Source organism: Streptomyces umbrinus, assembly GCF_030817415.1.
Taxonomy (GTDB): domain Bacteria; phylum Actinomycetota; class Actinomycetes; order Streptomycetales; family Streptomycetaceae; genus Streptomyces; species Streptomyces umbrinus_A.
The window spans coordinates 9,760,389-9,782,763 of sequence record NZ_JAUSZI010000002.1 but is presented as its reverse complement, the minus strand read 5'-3'; the positions used below and the strand labels follow the sequence as shown (position 1 = coordinate 9,782,763).

18 protein-coding genes, 1 pseudogene and 1 riboswitch are annotated in these 22,375 nt (G+C 72.2%); of the genes and pseudogenes, 7 read left to right on the top strand and 12 right to left on the bottom strand.

Features of this window, described 5'->3' with window-relative positions; all coding sequences use genetic code 11:
* Window positions 1–173 precede the first annotated feature (173 nt).
* A complete protein-coding gene (locus QF035_RS43230) occupies window positions 174–1,610 on the top strand; it encodes a GNAT family N-acetyltransferase (protein WP_307526995.1) in 1,437 nt (478 codons plus the stop codon).
* Between the two features lie 112 nt (window positions 1,611–1,722).
* Here QF035_RS43230 and QF035_RS43225 read toward each other — a convergent pair whose 3' ends face one another.
* A complete protein-coding gene (locus QF035_RS43225) occupies window positions 1,723–2,898 on the bottom strand; it encodes a trans-sulfuration enzyme family protein (protein ID WP_307531839.1) in 1,176 nt (391 codons plus the stop codon).
* A gap of 180 nt (window positions 2,899–3,078) precedes the next feature.
* Between QF035_RS43225 and QF035_RS43220 the strand changes: the two genes are divergently transcribed.
* Both QF035_RS43220 and QF035_RS43215 read left to right on the top strand, forming a co-directional pair.
* A complete protein-coding gene (locus QF035_RS43220; protein ID WP_307526993.1) occupies window positions 3,079–3,585 on the top strand; it encodes an Lrp/AsnC family transcriptional regulator in 507 nt (168 codons plus the stop codon).
* Between the two features lie 84 nt (window positions 3,586–3,669).
* Window positions 3,670–5,361: a DUF885 domain-containing protein gene (locus QF035_RS43215; protein ID WP_307526992.1), complete on the top strand. Its 1,692-nt coding sequence runs from the start codon at window positions 3,670–3,672 to the stop codon at window positions 5,359–5,361.
* A gap of 64 nt (window positions 5,362–5,425) precedes the next feature.
* Here QF035_RS43215 and QF035_RS43210 read toward each other — a convergent pair whose 3' ends face one another.
* The 3 genes and pseudogenes from QF035_RS43210 to QF035_RS43200 all read right to left on the bottom strand — a co-directional run bounded on the left by QF035_RS43210 (window position 5,426) and on the right by QF035_RS43200 (window position 7,825).
* Complete coding sequence (locus QF035_RS43210) at window positions 5,426–6,274, bottom strand: SDR family oxidoreductase (RefSeq protein ID WP_307526991.1); 849 nt, start codon at window positions 6,272–6,274, stop codon at window positions 5,426–5,428.
* A 384-nt stretch (window positions 6,275–6,658) separates the two neighbouring features.
* Window positions 6,659–7,175 (bottom strand): annotated as a pseudogene (locus tag QF035_RS43205) (immunity 21 family protein).
* 110 nt (window positions 7,176–7,285) lie between these two features.
* On the bottom strand, window positions 7,286–7,825 hold the full coding sequence (locus QF035_RS43200) for a rhodanese-like domain-containing protein (RefSeq protein WP_307531837.1): 540 nt from the start codon (window positions 7,823–7,825) through the stop codon (window positions 7,286–7,288).
* 181 nt (window positions 7,826–8,006) lie between these two features.
* On the opposite strand from QF035_RS43200, the gene QF035_RS43195 reads away from it, so the two are divergent.
* Window positions 8,007–8,453: an Lrp/AsnC family transcriptional regulator gene (locus QF035_RS43195; RefSeq protein WP_143644218.1), complete on the top strand. Its 447-nt coding sequence runs from the start codon at window positions 8,007–8,009 to the stop codon at window positions 8,451–8,453.
* Between the two features lie 84 nt (window positions 8,454–8,537).
* On the opposite strand, the gene QF035_RS43190 is transcribed toward QF035_RS43195, so the two are convergent.
* The 8 genes from QF035_RS43190 to QF035_RS43155 form a co-directional block, all read right to left on the bottom strand.
* Complete coding sequence (locus QF035_RS43190; protein ID WP_307526989.1) at window positions 8,538–11,525, bottom strand: AAA family ATPase; 2,988 nt, start codon at window positions 11,523–11,525, stop codon at window positions 8,538–8,540.
* A gap of 88 nt (window positions 11,526–11,613) precedes the next feature.
* Window positions 11,614–12,777 carry an exonuclease SbcCD subunit D gene (locus tag QF035_RS43185; RefSeq protein ID WP_307526987.1) on the bottom strand — a complete coding sequence of 388 codons (1,164 nt, stop codon included), beginning with the start codon at window positions 12,775–12,777 and terminating at the stop codon, window positions 11,614–11,616.
* A 131-nt stretch (window positions 12,778–12,908) separates the two neighbouring features.
* Entirely contained in the window at window positions 12,909–13,535 is a 627-nt protein-coding gene (locus QF035_RS43180; protein ID WP_307526984.1) for a YigZ family protein, read from the bottom strand.
* A gap of 107 nt (window positions 13,536–13,642) precedes the next feature.
* On the bottom strand, window positions 13,643–14,191 hold the full coding sequence (locus tag QF035_RS43175; RefSeq protein ID WP_307526981.1) for a SixA phosphatase family protein: 549 nt from the start codon (window positions 14,189–14,191) through the stop codon (window positions 13,643–13,645).
* Window positions 14,188–14,964 carry a hypothetical protein gene (locus QF035_RS43170; RefSeq protein WP_307526978.1) on the bottom strand — a complete coding sequence of 259 codons (777 nt, stop codon included), beginning with the start codon at window positions 14,962–14,964 and terminating at the stop codon, window positions 14,188–14,190. Before QF035_RS43170 ends, QF035_RS43175 begins: the two co-directional genes overlap by 4 nt.
* 108 nt (window positions 14,965–15,072) lie before the next feature.
* Entirely contained in the window at window positions 15,073–15,987 is a 915-nt protein-coding gene (locus tag QF035_RS43165) for an ABC transporter ATP-binding protein (protein ID WP_307526976.1), read from the bottom strand.
* A complete protein-coding gene (locus QF035_RS43160; protein ID WP_307526974.1) occupies window positions 15,987–17,000 on the bottom strand; it encodes a FecCD family ABC transporter permease in 1,014 nt (337 codons plus the stop codon). The genes QF035_RS43165 and QF035_RS43160 overlap by 1 nt, the downstream gene beginning before the upstream one ends.
* A complete protein-coding gene (locus QF035_RS43155) occupies window positions 16,997–18,031 on the bottom strand; it encodes an ABC transporter substrate-binding protein (protein ID WP_307526972.1) in 1,035 nt (344 codons plus the stop codon). Before QF035_RS43155 ends, QF035_RS43160 begins: the two co-directional genes overlap by 4 nt.
* Before the next feature lie 67 nt (window positions 18,032–18,098).
* Window positions 18,099–18,285: riboswitch (cobalamin riboswitch) on the bottom strand.
* 172 nt (window positions 18,286–18,457) lie between these two features.
* Here QF035_RS43155 and QF035_RS43150 point away from each other — a divergent pair.
* From QF035_RS43150 to QF035_RS43140, 3 genes are all read left to right on the top strand, one after another.
* Complete coding sequence (locus QF035_RS43150; RefSeq protein WP_307526970.1) at window positions 18,458–20,401, top strand: TIGR03767 family metallophosphoesterase; 1,944 nt, start codon at window positions 18,458–18,460, stop codon at window positions 20,399–20,401.
* A 128-nt stretch (window positions 20,402–20,529) separates the two neighbouring features.
* A complete protein-coding gene (locus QF035_RS43145) occupies window positions 20,530–20,937 on the top strand; it encodes a CoA-binding protein (RefSeq protein WP_307526968.1) in 408 nt (135 codons plus the stop codon).
* A 240-nt stretch (window positions 20,938–21,177) separates the two neighbouring features.
* On the top strand, window positions 21,178–22,314 hold the full coding sequence (locus QF035_RS43140) for a PQQ-dependent sugar dehydrogenase (RefSeq protein WP_307526966.1): 1,137 nt from the start codon (window positions 21,178–21,180) through the stop codon (window positions 22,312–22,314).
* Window positions 22,315–22,375: the final 61 nt, after the last annotated feature.

Sequence of the window (22,375 nt, the reverse complement as noted above, 5' to 3'; positions counted from 1 at the left end):
GAGGCCGGTGCCGACGCCCGGACCCGACCTGGCCGTTCTGTCGAGCAGCCGACTCACGCCAGAGGGTCGTAAAAAATGCAACAAAGAGGGCAGAAACACACTTAACCGATCAGTCACAAAGCGTTCGTGATCACGCAACACCCATCCCTCACAGTGACTGTATGACTCAAGACATGTCTCAAGTGACGCGTGCGAAAAATGGCCGGCCGGTCCACCACTGGCGCCGGGATCTCGTCGAACTGGCCGCGCTGTTCACGGCGGTGGCGGTGGCAGACGCCGTGGCGAACCTGATCGGGCACGGCCCCGACGGCCCCACCCTCCTCCTGATCTCGGCGGTCGTGCTGGTCGCCACGGCGGGCTTCCACACATGGTGGTCACGCCGCCACGGCCATGCCCCTCCGACAGGCGATACCGGCTCCCGGCCGACCGCCGCCGTGCGGACCGCCGGGGCGTCCGAGGCGGACGCGACCGCAACCGAGGCCGTCACCGGGGAGACCGTGCTGTGGCGGATGCGGACCACCGTTCGCGACGAGCCGGGATCGCTGGCGTCGCTGTGCGCGGCGCTGGCGGGGCAGCGGGTCGACATCCTCAGCCTCCAGACGCATCCGCTGGCCGAGGGCACCGTGGACGAGTTCCTGCTTCGTGTTCCCGCACAGGTCTCGGCCGCCGACGTCACCCGGGCGGTGTCCCACGCGGGCGGCGCCGGCACCTGGATCGAGCGGGCCGACGCCCACGACCTGGTGGACGCGCCCACCCGGGTACTGGGCCTGGCCACCCGCACGGCCCTGGACGCGGCCGAACTACCATTGGCGCTGCGGCAGTTGCTGGGTCGGTGCACGATCCGGTCGCTGCCCGCCGGCTCGGTGCGCGGTGATCGCGCGGACGAAGCGGCGCCCGTCGAGGGGGCACTCGAGGACACTGTGATGCGGCTGCGTGCCCCGGAAGGCGGAGTGATCACTGTGGAGCGGCCGTATCTGCCGTTCACGCCCACCGAGTTCGCGCGGGCCCGGGCGCTGGTCGAGCTGGACGCCCGGCTCGGTCCGCGTGTCCCGCGCAGCCAGGACGTCCTCACGCTGCCGCAGGGCAACGACATCACCGTGCGCCGCGCCGACGCCGGTGACGTCGACGCCGCGAAGGCCATGCACGAGCGGTGCTCGCCGCGCACGCTGGGCATGCGCTATCACGGTCCGGTCGGCGACGCCGACAAGTACCTCAACCACCTGCTCAGCCCCCGTTTCGGGCGCACCCTCGCCGTGCAGACCGCGTCGGGGCGCATCGTCGGGCTCGGGCATCTCCTCTGGGACGGCGACGAGACGGAGATCGCGCTGCTCGTCGAGGACGACTGGCAGCGCCGCGGTATCGGCAGCGAACTGCTCGGCCGACTGGTGACGATGGCCGTCGAGGCCGGCTGCGAGAGCGTGTACGCCGTCACGCAGTCGTCCAACACCGGCATGGTCGCCGCGATGCGCGGCCTGGACCTGCCCCTCGACTACCAGATCGAGGAAGGCACGCTCGTCATCACGGCCCGCCTCGACGCGGCAGCGGTGAGTTCGCGGCTGTCGTACGACGCGGCCCAGCAGCACCACCCGGAGCACTCCGTGCGGGACTGACTCCATGCGGGACCGACGAAGAGGCGAGCGATCTCTTGGTCAGTCCCGGAACGGCGGCAGGCCCGGCGAACCTCGCCGGGCCTGCCGCCGTTCCGGCCGGACCCACCACCCGTCACCCACCCAACGCCCCATCCAGATCCCGCCAAAGATCCTCCACGTCCTCCAGCCCCACCGACAGCCGCAGCAGCCGGTCGCTCACCCCGCTGTGGCGGCGGTCCTCCGCGTCCACGATGCGGTGGCTGATCGAGGCCGGATGCTGGATCAGGGTGTCGACGCTGCCGAGGCTCACCGCCGGGGTGACGAGGCGGACGGCGGCTATCACCTCGTGCGGATCGCCGTGGATCTCGAAGGCGATCATGGCGCCGCCGAGCCTCGGATAGTGGACCCGGGCGACACGTGGGTCGGCGGCGAGGCGCCGGGCCAGTTCGGCGGCGTTCGCGGAGGCGGCACGCACGCGTACGGGCAGGGTCGACAGCCCGCGCAGCAGCAGATAGCCGGCGAGCGGATGCAGCACACCCCCGGTGGCGAACCGGACCTGCCGAAGCCGCCCGGCGAACTCCTCGTCGCAGGCCACCACCCCCGCCATCACGTCACCGTGCCCGCCCAGGTACTTGGTGGCGCTGTGCAGCACGAGCCGCGCGCCCTGTTCGGCGGGGCGTTGCAGCACCGGCGTGGCGAACGTGTTGTCGGCGAGCAGCGGAACGCTTCCGCAGGCGTGGGCGATCGCCCGCAGATCGAGTTCGGCAAGCGTCGGATTGGCGGGCGACTCGACCAGTACGAGACCGGTGTCCGGCCGTAGGGCATCCGCGATGCCCGCCGGGTCGACCCACGTCACCTCGGACCCGAGCAACCCTGCCGTCAGCAGGTGGTCGCTGCATCCGTACAGGGGTCGCACGGCCACGACATGGCGCAGGCCCATGGCGTTCCGTACGAGCAGCACGGCACTCAGCGCGGCCATGCCGCTCGCGAACGCGACGGCGCTCTCGGTGCCCTCCAGGCGGGCGAGGGCGGTCTCGAAGCGGGCGACGGTCGGGTTGCCGAGGCGGCCGTAGACCGGCGGGCCCTCCGGCTCGGCCCCGTCCGTGGCGAAGGCGTCGATCCGGGCCGCCTCACCCCGGCTGTCGTACGACGGATAGGTCGTGGACAGATCGATCGGCACGGCGTGCAGCCCCTGCCGGGCCAGATCGTCCCGACCGGCGTGCACGGCTTCGGTGGCCAGCGCGCGCGGGCCTCCGGTACCCCGGCCCGGCGCGGCATCGAGGGCCGAGCCCCGCACGCCGCTCGCCATCGCCCCGGCCGCCACCTCCCTGGCCGACATCTCCCCGGACACCGCCTCCCTGGCCGTCGCCCGCCCGGTTCCCTCTACGTCGTCACACGTGTCGCGTACATCAACGCTGCCGAAGTCCATGGACAGCAGCCTGAACACCGAACGGGTGTTGGACCCAGAAGTCCGTGTTACGTTCGGGCCATGGCCGAATCCGTCGTACTGGACCCGGTGGATCTCCATCTTCTGCGGTTGCTGCAGAACGACGCCCGGGCCACCTATCGCGACCTCGCCGCACAGGTGGGGGTCGCGCCCTCCACGTGCCTGGACCGGGTGACCCGTCTGCGCCGGGCGGGCATCATCCTGGGCCATCAGCTGCGGCTCGATCCGGCCAAGCTTGGGCGCGGTCTGGAGGCGTTGCTGTCCGTGCAGGTCAGGCCGCACCGGCGGGAGTTGGTCGGCCCGTTCGTGGAGCGGATCAGGGCGCTGCCCGAGTCCCGAACCGTGTTCCACCTCACCGGGCCCGACGACTACCTCGTCCATGTCGCCGTCGCGGACATGGCGGATCTGCAGCGGCTGGTCCTCGACGGCTTCACCGCACACCGCGAGGTGGCCCGCGTCGAGACCCGGCTGATCTTCCAGCAGTGGGACTGCGGGCCCCTGCTGCCGCCCGAGCCCGCGGGGATCACGCCCGCGGCGAAATCGGGCTGACGTGGGGCCGACATCGGGCCGACGCGGCACAAGGCCCGGTAAACCGGGCTGACGCACCGGCCGTCCTCGTATGAGGATGGCCGCATGTCACAGACGAAGAACCCGCTGCCCCGCGAGGTCGCCGACACCTACGTCGACGAGCTCATCGCCCTCGACCCGGTCACCGGTACGTATCTCGGCGTGAAGGAGAGTTCGGGCTCATTGCCCGACACCTCGCCCGCCGGCCAGGACGCGCTCGCCGCACTCGCGCGGGCCACACTGGCGCGGCTCGACGAGGCGGAGCGGCAGCCCGGCGCGGACAGTGACATCGAGCGCCGCTGCGCACGCCTGCTCCGCGAGCGGCTCACCGCCGAACTCGCCGTGCACGACGCCGAGGAGAGCCTGCGGGCCGTCGGCAACCTGCATACCGCCGTGCACGCGGTGCGCGAGGTGTTCACCGTGACGCCCACGGACACGGACGAGGACTGGGCCGCCATCGCCCAGCGGCTGCGCGCCGTCCCGACGGCCCTCGACGGCTACCGTGAATCCCTCTCGCTAGGCCTGGAGCGCAAGCTGTACGCGGGCCCGCGCCCCACCGCGACGTTCATCGAACAGCTCACGGAATGGTCGGACACCGACGGTTCGGGCCGCGGCTGGTTCGAGGACTTCGCCTCGGCCGGCCCCGAGCCGCTGCGCGCGGAACTCGACGAGGCCGCGGGCGCGGCGACCGCCGCAGTCGTCGCCCTGCGCGACTGGATGCGCGACGTGTACGCGCCCGCGATCGAGGGCTCGCCGAACACCGTGGGCCGCGAGCGGTACGCGCGCTGGTCGCGCTACTTCAACGGCACGGATCTCGATCTGGACGAGGCGTACGCGTACGGCTGGGCCGAGTACCACCGGCTCCTCGCAGAGATGAAGAAGGAGGCCGAGAAGGTCCTGCCCGGCGCCGGGACCCCGTGGGTGGCGCTCGCGCACCTCGACGAGCACGGCAAGCACATCGAGGGCGTCGACGAGGTCCGCGAGTGGCTGCAGGGCCTGATGGACCAGGCGATCGAGGAACTGGACGGCACACACTTCGAACTCGCCGAGCGGGTACGGAAGGTGGAGTCCCGGATCGCCCCGCCGGGCAGCGTCGCGGCCCCCTACTACACGGCACCGTCAGAGGACTTCTCACGCCCCGGCCGTACGTGGCTGCCGACGATGGGGCAGACCCGCTTCCCGGTGTACGACCTGGTCTCGACCTGGTACCACGAGGGCGTCCCCGGCCATCATCTCCAGCTTGCGCAGTGGGCGCACGTCGCCGAGAACCTCTCCCGCTACCAGGCGACCATCGGCGGTGTCAGCGCCAACTGCGAGGGCTGGGCGCTCTACGCGGAGCGTCTGATGGACGAACTCGGCTATCTCAAGGACGCGGAGGAACGCCTCGGCTATCTGGACGCCCAGATGATGCGCGCGGCCCGTGTCATCGTCGACATCGGCATGCACCTGGAGCTGGAGATCCCGGCGGAATCGCCCTTCCACCCGGGCGAGCGCTGGACTCCCGAGCTGGCGCAGGAGTTCTTCGGCGCGCACAGCAGCCGCCCGGCGGACTTCGTGGAGAGCGAGTTGACCCGCTACCTCTCGATCCCCGGCCAGGCCATCGGCTACAAGCTCGGCGAGCGCGCCTGGCTGCTGGGCCGTGAGAACGCGAGGAAGCGCCACGGCGACGCGTTCGACGCGAAGGCCTGGCACATGGCCGCCCTGTCCCAGGGGTCGCTGGGTCTGGACGACCTGGTGGACGAGCTGTCCCGGCTCTGACGGGGACGACGACCGGGCTCAAGCGCAGCGCAGTCGAGTGCGCCGAGCCCGGTCGACGAACCCCTCAGCGCCGGAACCCGCTCTCCGAGTCGATCACCTGCCCGGTGACCCACTCGGCCTCGTCGGTCGAGAGCCAGGCGATGAGCCGCGCGGGGTCGTCCGGCATTCCCCAGCGCCCGGCGGGGAACATCGCGGCAACGGCCGCGTACGCGTCTCCCGTCATGTAGTCCGTGTCGACGGGACCGGGGTTCACGGTGTTCACGGTCACCGCGTGCTCGGCGAGCGTGGTCGCCAGCGATCGGGTGACCGAGGCGAGGGCGCCCTTCTGAAGGGCGTACGCGATCTCGTCCGGCATGCCGCCGGCGATGTCCTGACCCGACGTCATCATGACCACGCGCCCACCCGCCGTACGCGGTGGCAGCGCGACGCGCAGCCGGGCGTAGGCCTGGACGAGGAGGATCACGGAACGGGTGTCGACGGCCCAGTGCGCGTCTAGCATCGCGGCGTCGATCGTGTCGAGCGGGCCGTCCGAGCCGCTGAGCGCGTGGTTGGCGACGAGGATGTCGATCCGTCCGCCGAGCGCGTCGGCGGCCCTGGCGATCAGTTCTGCCGGGGCCGCAGGGTCGGAGAGGTCGCCCGGCCCGTCGACGACCCGCGCCTCGGGGTCGGCGAGCGCCTCGCGGATTCCGGCGACCACGTCCTCGGGACGATCCGCGCCCCAGGGCATGCCGGCGTCGTGCGGTACGTGGTGATGCGCGTACACACTCGCTCCGTACGCGGCCAGCCGTCGGGCCACGGCATAACCGATCCCTCCGCGTCGGCTGGCGCCGGTGACCAGGGCGGTACGGCCACGCAGCGGGAGGGGGTCGCGGCGGAGCGCTTCGGGTGTGGGGGAAGGGAGTTGGGGTGGCATGGCGGTCCATGATGGGCGGCGCCGATGCCGCGCCGCATGTCATTTTCCGCGGCGGGCGCCACGATTCGGCTCGGGCAGGCGAGGTGGTTGGGCTCGGGCAGGCGAGCCGGTTCAGCTCGCGCAGGTGGGGCGATTCGGCTCGCGTGAGCGGGGCCACTCCGCTCACGTAAGCGGCTGCGAGCGGGCCGTCGGGCACGGGAGCCCGGACATCATGCCCGCCGCTCGCCCGCCCTCGCCCGGGGCACGTCGCAGCCTCGCCCTCAGTCACTGGGCGAGGTCATCCACCACCGGCCGAGGCCATGCGCCATGGTCCGAGACCGTGCGCCATGGTCCGAGACCGTGCACTAGCGGCCGAGGCCATCCGTCACTGCCCGAAGCCGTGCGTCACTTCCCGAGCGGCCTCAGTTGTACGAGCCCGATCCACGTCTCGGGCCCCGGCTCGGGCATGCGCCGCCCGCACCGCGTACCGCCCCGGCGCAAGGTCGATCCGCAGATGCCCCGTCTTCGTCGACTCCTCGCCCGGCCACGCCGCGTCGAAGAGCACGACGGGCCCGGGGATCTCCCACCGCACTTCCCGCTCCCACGCCGCGCCCGCGAGGGCGGCCGGAACCCCGGCCAGCAGCTCACGCTCGGACTCCCCCGCACACCACCGTACGAAGGTGCCGTGCTCCGGGAGATAAGCCGTCGCGGCGGGATCCTCACCGAGGACGAGGGCGGTGGTGTTGCCGACGGGCAGCAGGCCGACGAAGCCGTCCACCTCACACGCTCTGTCGTAGTCGGAGGCGAGCTCGTCGCCGTCGGCCCCCGTCCAGAACGGCAGCACCACTTCCGGTATCGCTATGAGCGGTCCACCGCCCGACTCCACCCACTCGACCGAACTGGGACCCGCGTAACTCGCCATGCCCAGAAGTTACATGGCGCGGCGGACCAGAATTGACGATTCCTTTGCACTCCGGGCGAGGTGATACACGACTGAGTCCGTACGACGTCCCGACGGCGGCGGCAGGACGGTCAGCAGCCGCAGTCCTCCGCACCGGCCGGGGCGGTCAACGGGTCGGCGGCGCGCCGCTCGTGGCCCTCCCAGGTCTCGAACTCGAAGCCCTCGCGCGCCCAGTACTCGAAGCCGCCGAGCATCTCCTTGACCTGGAAGCCGAGTTCGGCGAGGGCGAGGGCGGCACGGGTCGCGCCGTTGCAGCCCGGACCCCAGCAGTACGTGACCACCGGCACGGCCCTGTCGAGGAGTTGCTCCGCCTGCTCGGGGATGAGCGCGGTGGGCAGGTGGATCGCGCCGGGCACGTGCCCCTGGTCCCAGGACTCCGTGGAACGGGAGTCGAGGACGACGAAGCCGGGGTCGCCGTCGGCCCCCAGCGCGGCGGCGACATCGGACACGTCGGCATGGAAGGCGAGGCTTGCACCGAAGTAGGCGGCGGCCGCGGCGGGCGACGCCGGGGCGACTCGCAGAACGGGGTTCACGGCGACGGCGTTCCCGGTGATGGCGACGGTGCCGGTGTTCCCGGTGGCGCCGCCCGTCGTGGTGCTGGTCGCGGTCATGGTCTGGCCTTCCCTCCCGGTCCCGCCGACGCCGTCGAACGACGGTCGGTCCGGTGCCTTGTCTGCACCGGCAGCGCGGAACTCCATGACCGGAAATCTACGGCCGGAGACCCGCTTCCTGAAGGAGCGATCCACGGCTCTGCACTTGATCCGCCGGGGATTCCCCTGCTATCCCTCGACCATGACCGCGTATTCCCCGGACGCCACCGACTGGCGCATTCTCGAAGTCCTCCAGCGCGAGGGCCGGGCCAGTTTCGCCGAGCTGGCCCGTGCCGTCTCGATGTCCGCGAGCGCGGTCACCGAACGGGTGCGCCGCCTGGAGGAGGCCGGTGTCATCCAGGGTTACGCCGCGGTCGTGGACCCGGAGAGCCTGGGCCTGCCGATCCTGGCCTTCGTGCGACTTCGCTATCCGAACGGCAACTACAAGCCGTTCCACGACCTCGTCGCCGCGACCCCCGAGATCCTGGAGGCGCACCACGTCACGGGCGACGACTGCTTCGTCATCAAGGTCGCGACGCGCTCCATGAGCCACCTGGAGGAGGTTTCGGGCAAGATCGGCACACTCGGCTCGGTGACGACGAGCGTCGTGTACTCGTCACCTCTGCCGCGACGCCCCGTCGGCCGCTGAGCTCGACGACGACCCCGCAACCCCGCGGCCACCGGCACCCAACGCCCAAGGCCAAGGCCCAACCCCAGCCACGCGAACGGCCGGTCAGCCACCCCCCTGCCGAACGACCGACCCCGACCGCCCCTTCACCACCTCCAGTTGCGCATGGATCCGGCGCCGCAGATCGGCGACATGGCTGACGATGCCCACGCTGCGGTCCCGCTCCCGCAGTGAGTCGAGGACGTCGAGGACCTCGTCGAGCGTCTGGTCGTCGAGGCTGCCGAAGCCCTCGTCGATGAAGAGCGTGTCGAGGCGTACGCCCCCGGCCTCGTCGGTGACCACGTCGGCGAGGCCCAGCGCGAGGGCGAGGGAGGCGAAGAACGTCTCGCCGCCGGAGAGGGTCGCCGTGTCGCGCTCGCAGCCGGTCCAGGCGTCGACGACGTGCAGGCCGAGGCCGCTGCGGCCCCGCCCTGCGCGGTCGTCGGAGTGCACGAGGGTGTAGCGCCCCGAGGACATGCGCTGGAGGCGCGCGGTCGCGGCGGCCGCGACCTGCTCCAGCCGGGCGGCGAGGACGTAGGACTCCAGGCGCATCTTGCGTTCGTTGTCCGCGGACGTACCGGCCGCGAGCGTGGCGAGGCGGGCCACCCGGTCGTACTCCTCACGCAGCGGGCCCAGCCGGCGCACGGAACCGCCCGCCCGGCGGGTCAGCCGGTCCAGCTCCGCGCAGCGGCGGTCGGCCGCGTCACGGGCGGAGGCCGCCTCGCGCACCCGTCGGCCGGCGGCGGACGCGGTCTGCTCGGCGGCCTGGAGGTCGGCGGGCGGCTGCCCGGCGGCGGCCGTCGTCTCGGCCTCGGCGAGCACCGCGCGGACCGCCGCCTCTTCCTGCTGCCAGGCGTCGAGCCGGTGCTGGAGGTCGCGATGGGCCGCGTCGTCGAGGAGGGCGGCCGCGGCGGCCGACGGTGTGTCGAACCCGGCACGGAAGGCCGCGTCGGCGAGTCGCGCGTCGGCGTCCTTCAGCCGCTGGGCAGTGTCCGCCGCGACACGTGCGGCGTCCGCGGCCTCGGTGAGCAGCGCGACCTGCCGCTCCAGTTGCAACGCCCGCGCCGCGACGCTGCCCGCCGAACCCCGGGCCTGCGTCAACTCCCCCTCCAGGGAGGCCCGTTCGCGGTCGAGTGCCTCCCGCAGCGAGCCACGGGACGCGACCCGGCGAGCGGCCTCCTGCTGGGCGGCGAGCCGCCGTTCGCGCTCACGTTCGGCCTGTCCAAGGGTTTCACGGGCCGCGTGCAGCCCGGAAGCGGCGCCGTGCGCCTCGGCGTGTCGTCGCTCCAACTCCTCGGCCAGTTCGGCGAGTTGCCCGGTGGGCAGGTCCCCCGCCTCGGCCGTCGCGGCGGCCAGCGCCTCGCGGACGACCCCGAGCCGCCGCTCCTCCTCGGCGCGCTGCTCATCGGCGCGCTGGTACGCGGTGAGCGCGGCCTCCTCGGCCTGCCGGCCGACGTGTCCGTCGACCTTCCGAGCGGGCGCCGGGTGTTCGGTGGCACCGCAGACCGCACACGCCTCGCCGTCCACCAGGCCCGCGGCGAGTTCCGCGGCGATGCCCTTCAGGCGCTGTTCCTTGAGGTCCAGCCAGTGGGCACGCGCGTCCGTGGCGCGCTCACGTGCGGCGAGCACGCGCGCGTGGGCCTCGTCCGTGTCCCCGGCGAGCTGGTCGCGCAGCCGGGCGGCCGCGAGCCTCGTCTGCGCGGGCTCGCGCTGGACGGCGAGCTGCTCGGCACGGGTGGCGGCCTCCTGGGCCGCCCCGATACGCGTCTGCAGGTCCGCCCGGGTCGAGTCCCACTCGGCGAGCCAGGTCCCGGCATCGTGCAGCACGTCCTCGTCGGCGCGCTCCTGCCGGTCCAACCCGTCGCGTTCGTCGGTGAGTTCGGCGATCCGGTGCTCGGCCCGGCGGGCCGACTCCAGCCCGCCCAGGTCCTCGGCGGCCTTTCGCGCGGCGGCCGCGAGGCCCGTCGCCCCCGCGTCGGCGAAGGTCTCCGACAGGAGGGCACGCGCGCGTGCCTCGGTACCGGCCGCCCTCCGGTGCTCGTTCTCCGTCGCGTCCCGCAGCCCGAGCGCGGGCGCCACCGCCTCGGCCTTGCGGGCCCTCTCCATGCGCGCCTGGGCCTCCCGGTGGGCCCCGGACCGCTCCTCCAGCCGCGCGGCCCGCTCCCGCGCCTCGGCGAACCGGCGCTGGAGCCGCGCCACTTCCCGTACGTCCTCCAGCACGTGATGCGCGGCGGCCTGGGCCGACTCGGCGGCCGCCTGCGCGCAGTGGGCGACCGTGAACCTCTCGCGGGCCGTGCTCCTGGCGATCGCCGCCCACTCCAGTACGGACTCGGCGAGGCCCGGGTCGCCCGGCGACAGGTCGGGCAGTGGCAGCTCCACGATGTCACCGGCCGCCTGCTGCATGCGGTGGCCGTCGGCCAGCAACTCCGCGTCCGCCGCGCGGACCTGGGTCTCGGCGGCGCGGCGGAGCTCGGCCAGTCGTTGTTCGACGGCGGCGAAGCGGCGGGTGTCGAAGAGCCGGCCGAGGAGCTTGCCGCGGGCCTCGGCGTCGGCACGCAGGAAGCGCGCGAAGTCGCCCTGGGGCAGCAGCACGACCTGGCAGAACTGCTCGCGGCTCATGCCGAGCAGTTGGGTGATCTCCTCGCCGATCTCCTGGTGGGAGCGGGTGAGGTCCTTCCAGGAGCCCGCCGGCGCGTCGTACTCGCGCAGCCAGCTCTGTGCCTTCTCGGTCGTCGTACCCGCGCCGCGCTTCTTCGGGCGCTCCCAGGGCGGCTGCCGGGTCAGCTCCAACCGGCGGCCGGCCACGGTGAGTTCGAGGGTCACCTCGGTACGGGTGGCGGCCAGTGCGTGGTCGCTGCGCAGGGAACCTCCCTGGCGGGCGCCCGGTACGGATCCGTACAGCGCGAAGCAGACCGCGTCGAGGACGGAGGTCTTGCCCGCGCCCGTCGGCCCGTGCAGCAGGAAGAGCCCGGCGGAAGACAGGTCGTCGAAGTCGACCTCCTGGGCGCCGCCGAACGGCCCGAAGGCGGTGATGTGCAGCCGGTGCAGCCTCATCGGGCCCCCGCCCCCTCGATGTGCAGGTCGTACGTCTTGACCGGGCTCCCCGTGGGTCCCGCCTCGCCGGCCGGCTCGTACCGTGGCATCACCGGGCGACCTCACGGACCGTGTCGTCGGCGCGGACCGCGTCGAACACGTCCTGGAGCACGGCCTGTTCGCGTGCGTCGGGTCCGGCGCCGCGCACATGGGCCACGAAGTCCTCCGCGATCTCCTGGTCGCTGCGGCCGGCCAGCCGACGGGCGTACGAGACGTCCGGGTCGTCCGGTGCCCGCTCGGGCTCGAAGACGAGGCTGAGCGTGTGCGGGAAGCGCTCCGCGAGCCGGGCCATGGGATCGGCGGGGCGCACCGGGTCGGTGAGGGTGGCCTCGACCCACGCCTCCTCGTGCCGAGCGAGCTCCGGGTCGACGAGCAGGTCCTCCAGATGCCCCCGGATACGGGCGAGGGTGCGCGGCACCGGGCAGTCCAGGCGCTCGGCCACGACCGAGCCGTCGGCTCCCAGGTCGACCAGCCACATGGTCTTGCGGTGGTCGGTCTCCGAGAAGGAGTACGGCAGCGGCGACCCCGAGTAACGCACGCGCTCGGTGATGGTCTGGCTGCCGTGCAGATGCCCGAGCGCGGCGTAGTCGACGCCGTCGAAGACCCCGGCCGGTACGGCGGCGACCCCGCCGACCGTGATGTCCCGCTCGCTGTCGCTGGCCTCGCCGCCGGTGACGAAGGCATGGGCGAGGACGACGGAACGGGTGCCACGCGCGCGCGTGGCGAGGTCGGCGCGGACCCTGTCCATGGCGGCGGCGAGCACGGCCTCGTGGCCCGCCTTCTCCACGCCGAACTCGTCCTTCACCAGCGCCGGTTCCAGATACGGGAGTCCGTAGAAGGCCACCTCACCGAACGTGTCCTCCAGCACCACCGGTGTGCCGCACGCCGAGGGGGCGGTCCGCAGATGGATGCCCGCGCGGTCGATGAGTCCGGCGCCGACGCCGAGGCGGCGCGCCGAGTCGTGGTTCCCGGAGATCATCACCGTGGGCACACCGAGGTCCGCCAGCCGGTGCAGGGCCTCGTCGAAGAGCTCGACCGCGGCCAATGGGGGCACCGCCCGGTCGTACACGTCCCCCGACACCACCACCGCGTCCACGTCGCGCTCGCGCACGGTCGTGACGAGGTGGCCGATGAACTCGGCCTGGGCACCGAGCATGTTCACCCGGTGGAACGCCCGGCCCAGATGCCAGTCGGAAGTGTGCAGAAGCCTCATGATCCCCGAGACTAACGGCCGGGTCGGACATCACGGGCGGCTACTCCCGTATCGGCCCGCTACGGGAGCCTCTGCGCCCCTTTGCATCCCTGTGACACCTGAGCCCTGTGTGCCCCCGTATGACCTGAGCCCTATACGTCACCGTATGCCTCGCCGCCCAGTTCGAAGCCGGCGGTCCCGGCCGTGACGTCGGCCAGCCATCCGCGGAAGGCCTCGACATCGGCGTCCGGCAACCCGATCTCGATGGTGACGGCCTCTCCGTAGCGCACGTCGCGCACCTCGCGGCCGGTCGACCTCAGGTCGTTCTCCACCTTGCCCGCCCGCTGGTGGTCGACCGTCACCGTCGCCAGGCGAAAGCGTTTACGTGTGATGGTGCCGAGGGTGTCCAGGGCCTCGCCCACCGCGCCGCCGTAGGCCCGGATGAGCCCGCCCGCGCCGAGTTTGACGCCTCCGTAGTAGCGGGTGACGACCGCGACGACGTACCGCATGTCTCGCCGGAGCAGCATCTGGAGCATCGGGACGCCCGCCGTGCCGCCCGGTTCCCCGTCGTCGCTCGCCCTCTGGACGGAGGCGTCGGCGCCGATGACGTACGCGAAGCAGTTGTGCGTCGCGTCGGCGTGCTCCTTGCGGACGGCGGCGAGGAAGGCCTGGGCCTCCTCTTCGGTGGCCGCCGGCGCCAGTGCGCAGAGGAAGCGTGAGCGGTTGACCTCGGTCTCGTGCACGCCTGCGCGGGCCACCGTGCGGTACTCGTCCTGCATCGGGCCAGCGTATGCGCTGCACGCGCGCGTGCGGCCGTCCGGTCCGCCGCGACCGGCTCTCCTCGGGGGCAGCGCTCAGCTCACCGTCGCTCCAGGCCGCTGCCCCGCTACCGTCCCGGCTTCTGTCCCCGCGGGACGATCATGTCGGTGAGCAGTGCCGTGCCGGGGCCGAGGGAGCCCCAGTCGTCGCCGTGCCAGACGAGGACCGCGATCGCCGACGTGGGGAACTTCGTCCGTACGTCGTCCAGCGCCTCGTCGAGGCTGTCGCCTGCCAGGGTGAGCACCAGCTCCTCCAGACCGGGGTTGTGCCCGACCAGCACCAACGTCTTGGTGTGCGCGGACACTTCGCGCACCACTTCGAGGAGCTCGGGCACGTCGGCCCCGCACAGCCGCGGGTCGTGGCGTACGGGAGGCGGTGTGCCCCACTGTCCGGCGGTCAGCTCCCAGGTCTGCCGGGCGCGTACGGCGGTGGAGCAGAGCGCCAGGTCGGGCAGACAGTCGATGTCGGCCAGCGCGCGGCCGGCGGCCGGGGCGTCACGCCGCCCTCGCGGGGCGAGCGGCCGCTCGTGGTCGCCGACGTCGTCCGGCCAGGCCGACTTGGCGTGCCGCAGGACGACCAGGCGGCGCAGCGGACCCGCTCCGGCGCGCGCGATCACGAGGGGGTCTCGCGGCCGATGTCACGAGTGAGTTCGAGCCCGAGGAGCCGGTCCGCGTAGGCGTACGTCTCGAAACGGGCGCCGTCCGGGACGGTCCCCGACGTCTCCACCTTGCGCAGCACGGCGAGTACGGCGGGCACGTCCAGGTCGTCCTCCCAGGCGGCGCGCAGCTGTTGGCGTACGGGATCGGGGATGGGGCCGGACGGCCGGGTCGCCCAGGTGGCGACGGCGCCCCGCCAGCGCCGCAGGGTGTCCTCGGCATCGGTGAGGGCCGCCTCGTCGAGCCGGAGGGGCTCGCGGCGGGGGCACGCGAGCAGGGCGAGGCGGAGGGCCGAGGCGCGCTCGACGTCGTCGGCCACTTCGCTCTCGGCGTCGGCCGGGGCGACCTCGACCCGCAGACCGTTCGCCGCGTCGTCGTCCTCGGTCGCGCCCTTCGCACCGTCCACCGTCTCCGTCCCCGCCTCCGGAGCGCACACACGCAACACCTGGGCCTCGCCGAGGCCTGATCCACTGTCGCGCTCGTCCTCGAAGGGCCGGATGCCGAGCGCCGTGGCGCGGGCCCGGAGTTCCTCGCGTCCCTCGGTGCCGGTCAGTACGGTCCAGACGGGTGTCCCGCTGATCTCCAGGGCGCGTACGAGGACGTCGGCGACCAGGAGCACGCGCAGACCTGTGGTGTCGGGGCGCGGCACGTGTGCCTCGACGCGGGTCAGGCCCCTGCGGGCGGGGGTGGCGTCCGTGGGCTCGCCGGTTCGGGCGTCGGTGATACGCAGCACGGGGTGAGCGTAGGCGCGTGCGGGGTCCGGCGCAGGGAGGCTGACGTCATTTCCGGACACGTGTTCGCGAATCACCGGTGCGGCCAGGACGATTCGCCGGTGCGCCGGTCAACTCACGGTGCCCAGGAAGCGCACGTGCGGCCGGTCGTCGGGGCCCTCCCGTGTGACGGCGGCCCGGACCCCGTACACCTCGGCGATGAGCTCTTCCGTGAGGATGTCGCCCGGGCTGCCGCAGGCCACGACACGCCCCTCGCGCAGGACCACGAGCTGATCGCAGTACATCGCCGCGAGGTTGAGGTCGTGCAGGGCGACGACGCTGGTGACCGGGAGCGAGGTGACGAGGGTCAGCAGGTCGAGCTGGTGCTGGATGTCCAGGTGGTTGGTCGGCTCGTCCAGGAGCAGTTCGCGGGGTTCCTGGGCGAGTGCGCGGGTGATCTGCACGCGCTGGCGCTCGCCGCCGGAGAGGGTGTGCCAGGACTGGCGGGCGAGTCCGGTCAGACCGGTGCGGTCCAGCGCGTCGCGTACGGCCCGTTCGTCCGCCTCGGACGCGGGGGTCCAGGCGCGGCGATGGGGTGTGCGGCCGAGCCGTACGACATCCTGGACGCTCAACTCGACCTGGGTGTCGGCCTGTTGCTCGACCACGGCGACACGGCGGGCGATGTCTCGGCGTCCCAGGTCGGCGAGGGGGCTGCCGTCGAGGGTGACGACACCGGAGGCCGGGGCGAGGACGCCGGCGAGCAGGCGCAGGAGGGTGGACTTGCCTGAGCCGTTCGGGCCGAGCAGTCCGACGGTGGTGCCGGGGGCCGGGATGATGCTGACGCCGTCGAGGATGACGCGGCCGTCGGCGGTGCGCGTGACGCGGTGAGCGCGGAGGCCCTCTCCGGGTGCCGCATGCGCGCCCTCGGTTCCCGACGCCGCCTGCACGCGCTCGGTTCCCGGCGCCGCCTGTGTGTCCTCGGTTCCCGACGCCGCCTGCACGCGCGCCCGTGAGTGCTCGGTGCTCTTGATGCCCTCCGCCGTCATCACGCCCTCCGCGTCCGGTACAGCACCAGCACGAAGACCGGTACGCCGATCAGCGAGGTCACCACGCCCACCGGTACCTCCTGGGGATCGAGGACGGTACGCGCCAGGGTGTCCACCCACACCAGGAACACCGCTCCGGCGAGGGCGGTGACCGGCAGCAGCCGGGCGTGCCCCGCCCCCACCAACGCCCTTGCCGCATGCGGGAGTACGAGGCCGACGAAGCCGATCGCGCCGGCCGAACTGACTAGCGCGGCGGTCAGCAGCGCCGTGGCACACAGCAGCACCAGTCGCGTACGGGCCACGGAGACCCCGAGCGTGGCGGCGGCATCCTGGCCGAAGGCGAACGCGTCGAGCGCCCGCGCGTACCCGAGGCACACCAGCAGTGTCACCGCGAGGACCGCGAAGCACACCCAGACGTCGGTCCAGCCGACCCCGCTCAGCGAACCGAGCAGCCAGAACAGCACCCCGCGGGTGGTCTCGGCGTCCGCGGCGGTCATCACGACGAAGGAGGTGAGCGCGGAGAAGAGCTGCATCGCGGCGACCCCGCTCAGCACCACCCGGTCCGTCGCCCCGCCCAGAGTGTGGCTGAGCAGCAGGACGAGCCCGAACGACAGCACCGCACCGAGGAACGCGCCCGCGGAGACCGAGACCAGGCCTCCGCCGACACCGAGGACGACCACGATCACGGCGCCGGTCGAGGCGCCCGAGGACACCCCGAGGACGAACGGGTCGGCGAGCGGGTTGCGCAGCAGGGACTGCATCACCGCGCCGCACACGGCGAGTCCGGCTCCGCACACGGCCGCCAGGAGCGTGCGCGGCAGGCGCAGCTCCCAGACGATCCCGTCCCGGATCGGGGTCAACTCCGAGCTGCCCCAGCCGAGATGGGACGCGACCACGGACCAGACGTCGCCGACCCGGATGTCCGCGGGGCCGACGGTGATCGCGACGGCGGCGGATGCGAGGAGCAGGGCGACGCCCGCGGCGATGAGCAGTCCCAGGCGTGGCCGTGTCACCCGGTGAGCCCGAACTCCCGCAGGGCGGAGGCGACTTGCTCGACGCCCTCGACCGTGCGGATGGTCGGGTTCATCGCCTGCCCGCTGAGCAGGACGTACCGCTTCTTCCTGACGGCGGTCATGTTCTTGGTGACCGGGTCGGACTCCAGGAACTCGATCTTCTTCTTCGCGGACTCGGCGGTCTGCGACTTGCGCGTCAGGTCGCCGATGACGAGCACATCTGGGTCGCGGTCGGCAACGGTCTCCCAGTTGATCTGGGGCCACTCCTCGTGTGTGTCGTCGAAGACGTTCTTCGCGCCGAGGGTCCGGGTGATGACGCCGGGTGCGCCGCAACAGCCCGCCATGTAGGGCGAGTCGGAGTTGGCGAACCAGTACAAGAGGGTGACGTCGGAGGCGTCGATCCCCGAAGTGGCCTTCTTCGTCCGCCGCTCGAGGTCTGCGACGAGTTGCTCGCCCCGCTTCTCGACGCCGAACACCTCGGCCAGGTCGCGCACTTCGCCGTAGACGGCGTCGATGCCGAGGGCCTTCTTCCGTGAGCCGTCGCCGCCCGAGGCGTTGTCCTTGCCGACGCAGTCGGACGGCGAGACGTAGGCGGGCACGCCGAGCTTCTCGAACTGCTCCCGGGTGGCCACGCCTCCCTTGCCGAGCGTCGACACGAACGAGGCGGCGACGAAGTCGGGGTCGGCGTCCAGGACCCGTTCGAAGGAGGGGTTGTTGTCGGCGATCCGCTCCACCTTCGCGTTCGCCTTCTCCAGGCCCTTCATCACCGGGTCGGTCCAGGTCGCGGTGCCGGCCATGCGGTCGGCGAGGCCGAGCGAGAGCATGATCTCGGTGGTGCCCTGGTTGAGGGAGACGGCCCGCTTCGGCGGGGACTCGACGCGTACGGTCTGTCCGCAGTTGTCGAGGGTGACGGCGGCCCCGGAGTCCGCATCGGACGACGAGTCCTCCGAATCTCCCGAACCGCAGCCGGTCAGCAGGAGAGCCCCGGACAGGACGAGGGCAGCGGGACGGGCAAGACGTGCGACGGGCACGGGAGTTCCTCAGTCGTCGAGGGCTCGAACGCGGAGCCCGGTCGTACGGTGCTCCCCCGTCGGCGCGTGACCGCGGAGGCCGCCAGCAGGTCTTCGGACTCGGGGTCACCCGGACGAGGCGCCTTCCCGGACCGTCATACCGGTCCAGTGGCCGATGCCCCGCCCGTCACCCTCACCGCTGCGCGTCAGCTCCGGATTCCCACCGGATTCCCTGACCCACGTACATGGGTTCGACTGGCCTCGGCAAGCTATCACGGCGGGTGCCGCGGACCGGCGGGCGGACCGGCAGGACGGGGCCCAGCAGCCGCTCCACCTGTTCCGGCGGTGTTCACGGCCACGCCACGCCCCTGCCCCCGCCCCTGCCCCCGCGGCCTGAATGAGTGGTTCCGCTAGTTGAGTCTCTCGGAGGCACCGGAGGGCCACCCCATGACCGGGACCGAAACGGCGGGGACCGCATCCACTCCCCCGCCCTCGTCCGCACCCGCTTCCCCGTCCCCGTCCCCGTCCGCACCCGCACCCGCACCCGCACCCGCACCCTCGATCAACCGTCGTCGCTTTCTGCTCGCGTCCGGCGCCGTCGCGGCGGGAGCGACCGGCGGAGCCGCGGCCCTCTTCCCACGGCAGCGCCCGACCCCCTCCGCGCTCCCCGCCGCGGAGAGCGCGGCCCCGCAGGCGCCCCTCGCCATCCGACGGCCGGCGCACCGGGCGCCGCGACGCGCGGCCCCGTACGCGGCGACAACCCTGGAGACGACGGCTCGCCTCAGCGGCCACGCGCACGCCGACACCTACCGCCGCCTCGTCTCGGGCCCCGGTTGGCCCATCGTCGTACGCGGAGATCTCGCGCCCGCCGCCACCGGCCGCCAGGACCGGCGCACACCGCTCGCGTGCTTCGTGCAGTTCACCGACCTGCACCTCACGGACGTGCAGAACCCGCTGCGCACCGAGTTCCTGCGGTCGCGCAGGCCCGCCGCGTGGCGGGCCCAGGAGGCGCTGACGGTGGCGGGGGCGGTGGCGCTCGTGGAGCAGGTGAACGCACTCGGCGAGGGCCCGCACACCGGCCTCGCGCCCACCTTCGTGATGACGACGGGCGACAACGTCGACAACAACTCCGCGATCGAACTGGAGTGGTTCCTCACGCTGATGAGCGGCGGCAGGATCACTCCCAACAGCGGGGATCCGTCGGTGTACGAAGGCGTTCAGAACTCCGGCCTGCCTCTCTACTGGCACCCGGACGACGCTGCCCTGCGCGACCTGGACAAGCGGCGCGGGCTGCCCCGCATACCCGGCTTCCTCGACGCCGCGATACGGCCCGTGACCAGCCCGGGGCTCGACATCCCCTGGTACTCCACGGTCGGCAACCACGACGACATTCCCGGCGGCTGTCTGTCCCCCGCGCTGGGCGACTTCGCCGTCGGCTCCCGCAAGCTGCTCTCGGTCCCGGCCACGGACGCGGCCGCCTACGCGAAGGCGCTGAACTCCGGCGACGACCCCAAGAGCGAGGTGCTCTCGGCGATCCTGAAGCGGCACGCGGCCTCGGCGCGGACGGTGACGGCCGACGAACGGCGCCGCCTGTGCACCCCGCACGACTATCTGGCCGCGCATCTCGACCCCGTCCACGCCGGAGCGGGCCCGGTCGGCCACGGCTACACGGAGAACAACCTGGACGGCGACCGGATGTACTACACGTTCCGGGTCGCCGAGAACGTCATCGGCATCAGCATCGACACGACGTACCGAAGCGGCCACTACGAGGGCTCGCTGGGCACCGATCAGCATCGCTGGCTGGAGCGGACGCTGGCCGCGCACAACTCCCGGTCCTACGACGCCGACGGCCGCCTCGTACGCAACGCCGGGGCCGACGACGCCCATGTCCTGGTCTTCAGCCACCACCACAGTCCGAGCATGACCCGCCGCACCGACGCCGCCCGCGGCGAGGAGCCGCGGCACGACGGTGCGGAGGTCCTGGCCCTGCTCCACCGGTTCCCGAACGTGGTGGCCTGGATCAACGGACACAGCCATGTCAACCGGATCACGCCCCACGCGCACCCCACGCCCGCCCGGTCCTTCTGGGAGGTCAACACCGCCTCCCACCTGGACTACCCGCACCACGCCCGCGTGATCGAACTGGCCGACAACGGGGACGGCACGGTGTCCCTGTTCACCACCCTTGTCGAGTCGGCCGCCCCTCACCGCACCGACCCGGACTTCACCGACCTGTCGGCGGTGGGCCTGGCCTCCCTGTACCGGGAGCTGTCGTACAACGCCCCCGGCCTGGCCGCGGGCATGACGGCCGGCGTCCACGAGGGCTGGGCCGGCGGTCCCGGCGACCGCAACGTGGAACTGCTGGTGGCCGCCTCCGTGTCACGCTGACGCCGTCGCGCTGAAGCCACCGTCCCGGCGCGAGCCCGGTGGCAGGGGAATCACCGCGCCGCGCTCGCTGTTGTCGCGCGCAGCAGCCCTCGTACGCATCCCGCGTACACATCCCAAGGAGGCCGACCGTGTACGGCGACCCGGCAACGATCCGCAAGATCCTCAGCGAGTCCGGCGACACCTGGGCGATCGTCGGCCTGTCGTCGAACGAGCGGCGTGCCGCGTACGGCGTGGCGGACGTTCTCCAGCGCTACGGCAAGCGCATAGTGCCGGTCCACCCGAAGGCCGAGACGGTCCACGGTGAGAAGGGGTACGCCTCGCTGGAGGACATCCCCTTCGACGTCGATGTCGTCGACGTGTTCGTCAACAGCGACCTCGCCGGTCCCGTCGCCGACGAGGCGGTCGCCATCGGCGCCAAGGCGGTCTGGTTCCAGCTGGGCGTCATCGACGAGTCCGCGTACGACCGCACCCGTGCGGCCGGCCTCGACATGGTCATGGACCGCTGCCCGGCGATCGAGATCCCGCGCCTGGTCTGACGTGCGCGGTGGGTGCGGGACGTGAACCCACAGCCGAACGGGATGTGAACCCACAGCGGAACAGGGGCAGTTGGGCTGGTTATTGGTCTAGGCCAAACCGCCCTGCCCCAGTATCCTCATCCGTGGCCAGCGGCACACAATCCCCCCACCCAGGTTGCGTGCTGGCTCGGGCGACACCCACACAACCCTGCCCCAGGCAGCCGGGTGACTTCCCCACTCCCCGCCTCATGGAGGGTCACGGTGAAAGTTCGCACCCGAAGCACGGCGTTCATCGGCACCATCTGCCTCGTCGCATCCCTCGCCCTGACCACCGCGTCCGCCGACGAGCCCGCCGCCCCACGTCAGGCGGCGAAGGTCGCGCTGAGGGAAGTGGCCAAAGCCCAGAACCCGATCGCCGGCGCCGCCGGGCCCGGTGGCACGGTCTGGATAGCCGAACGCGCGGGCACGGTACGGGTCCTGGACGACAAGGGGCTCGGCGAACCCGTCCTCGACATATCCGGCGACACCACCACCGACGGCGAACGCGGCCTGCTGGGCATCGCGTTCGACAAGCGGTTCGCGCACTTCTACATCTCGTACACGAACCTCGAAGGCACCAGCACCGTCGACGAGTTCGCCGTACGGAACGGCAAGATCCGGCCGAACACCCGGCGCACCGTCATCACCCAGACGCAGCCCTACCCGAACCACAACGGCGGTGACATCAGGTTCGGCCCCGACGGCTACCTCTACATCGCGCTCGGCGACGGCGGCTCGGGCGGCGACCCGCACGGCAACGGACAGAACCTCGACACGCTGCTCGGCAAAATGCTGCGGATCGACCCGCAGGGCGGCAAGCCGTACGCGATCCCGCGGGACAACCCCTTCGTGAACGACCCGAACGCGAAGGACGAGATCTGGGCGTACGGGCTGCGCAACCCATGGCGGTTCTCCTTCGACGCACACACCGGCGACCTGCTGATCGGTGACGTCGGCCAGAGCGACTGGGAGGAGATCGACTGGGCCCCGGCGAAGAGCAGGGGCGGCGAGAACTACGGCTGGTCCCAGATGGAGGGCACCCATCCCTTCCGCGGCGGCACGGAACCCGCGAACCACGTGCCGCCGGTCCACGAGTACGACCGCACCGGGCTGGGCTGCTCGGTGACCGGCGGATACGTCTACCGCGGCAGGGCGATACCGGCCCTCAGGGGGCAGTACGTGTTCAGCGACTACTGCGACGGGACTCTGCGCACCCTGCGGATGAGGAACGGGAAGGTGACCGGCGAGAGCGACCTCGGAGTCAACGGCGGGGAGGTCATCTCGTTCGTACAGAGCGGCGACGGCGAGCTGTACGTGCTCGCCATCGGTGGCAGCGTCTCCCGCATCGACCCGGCGTGACCACTGCCCGCTGAAGCGGACCGACGAACCCGCTGAAGCGGACCGACGAACCCGCTGAAGC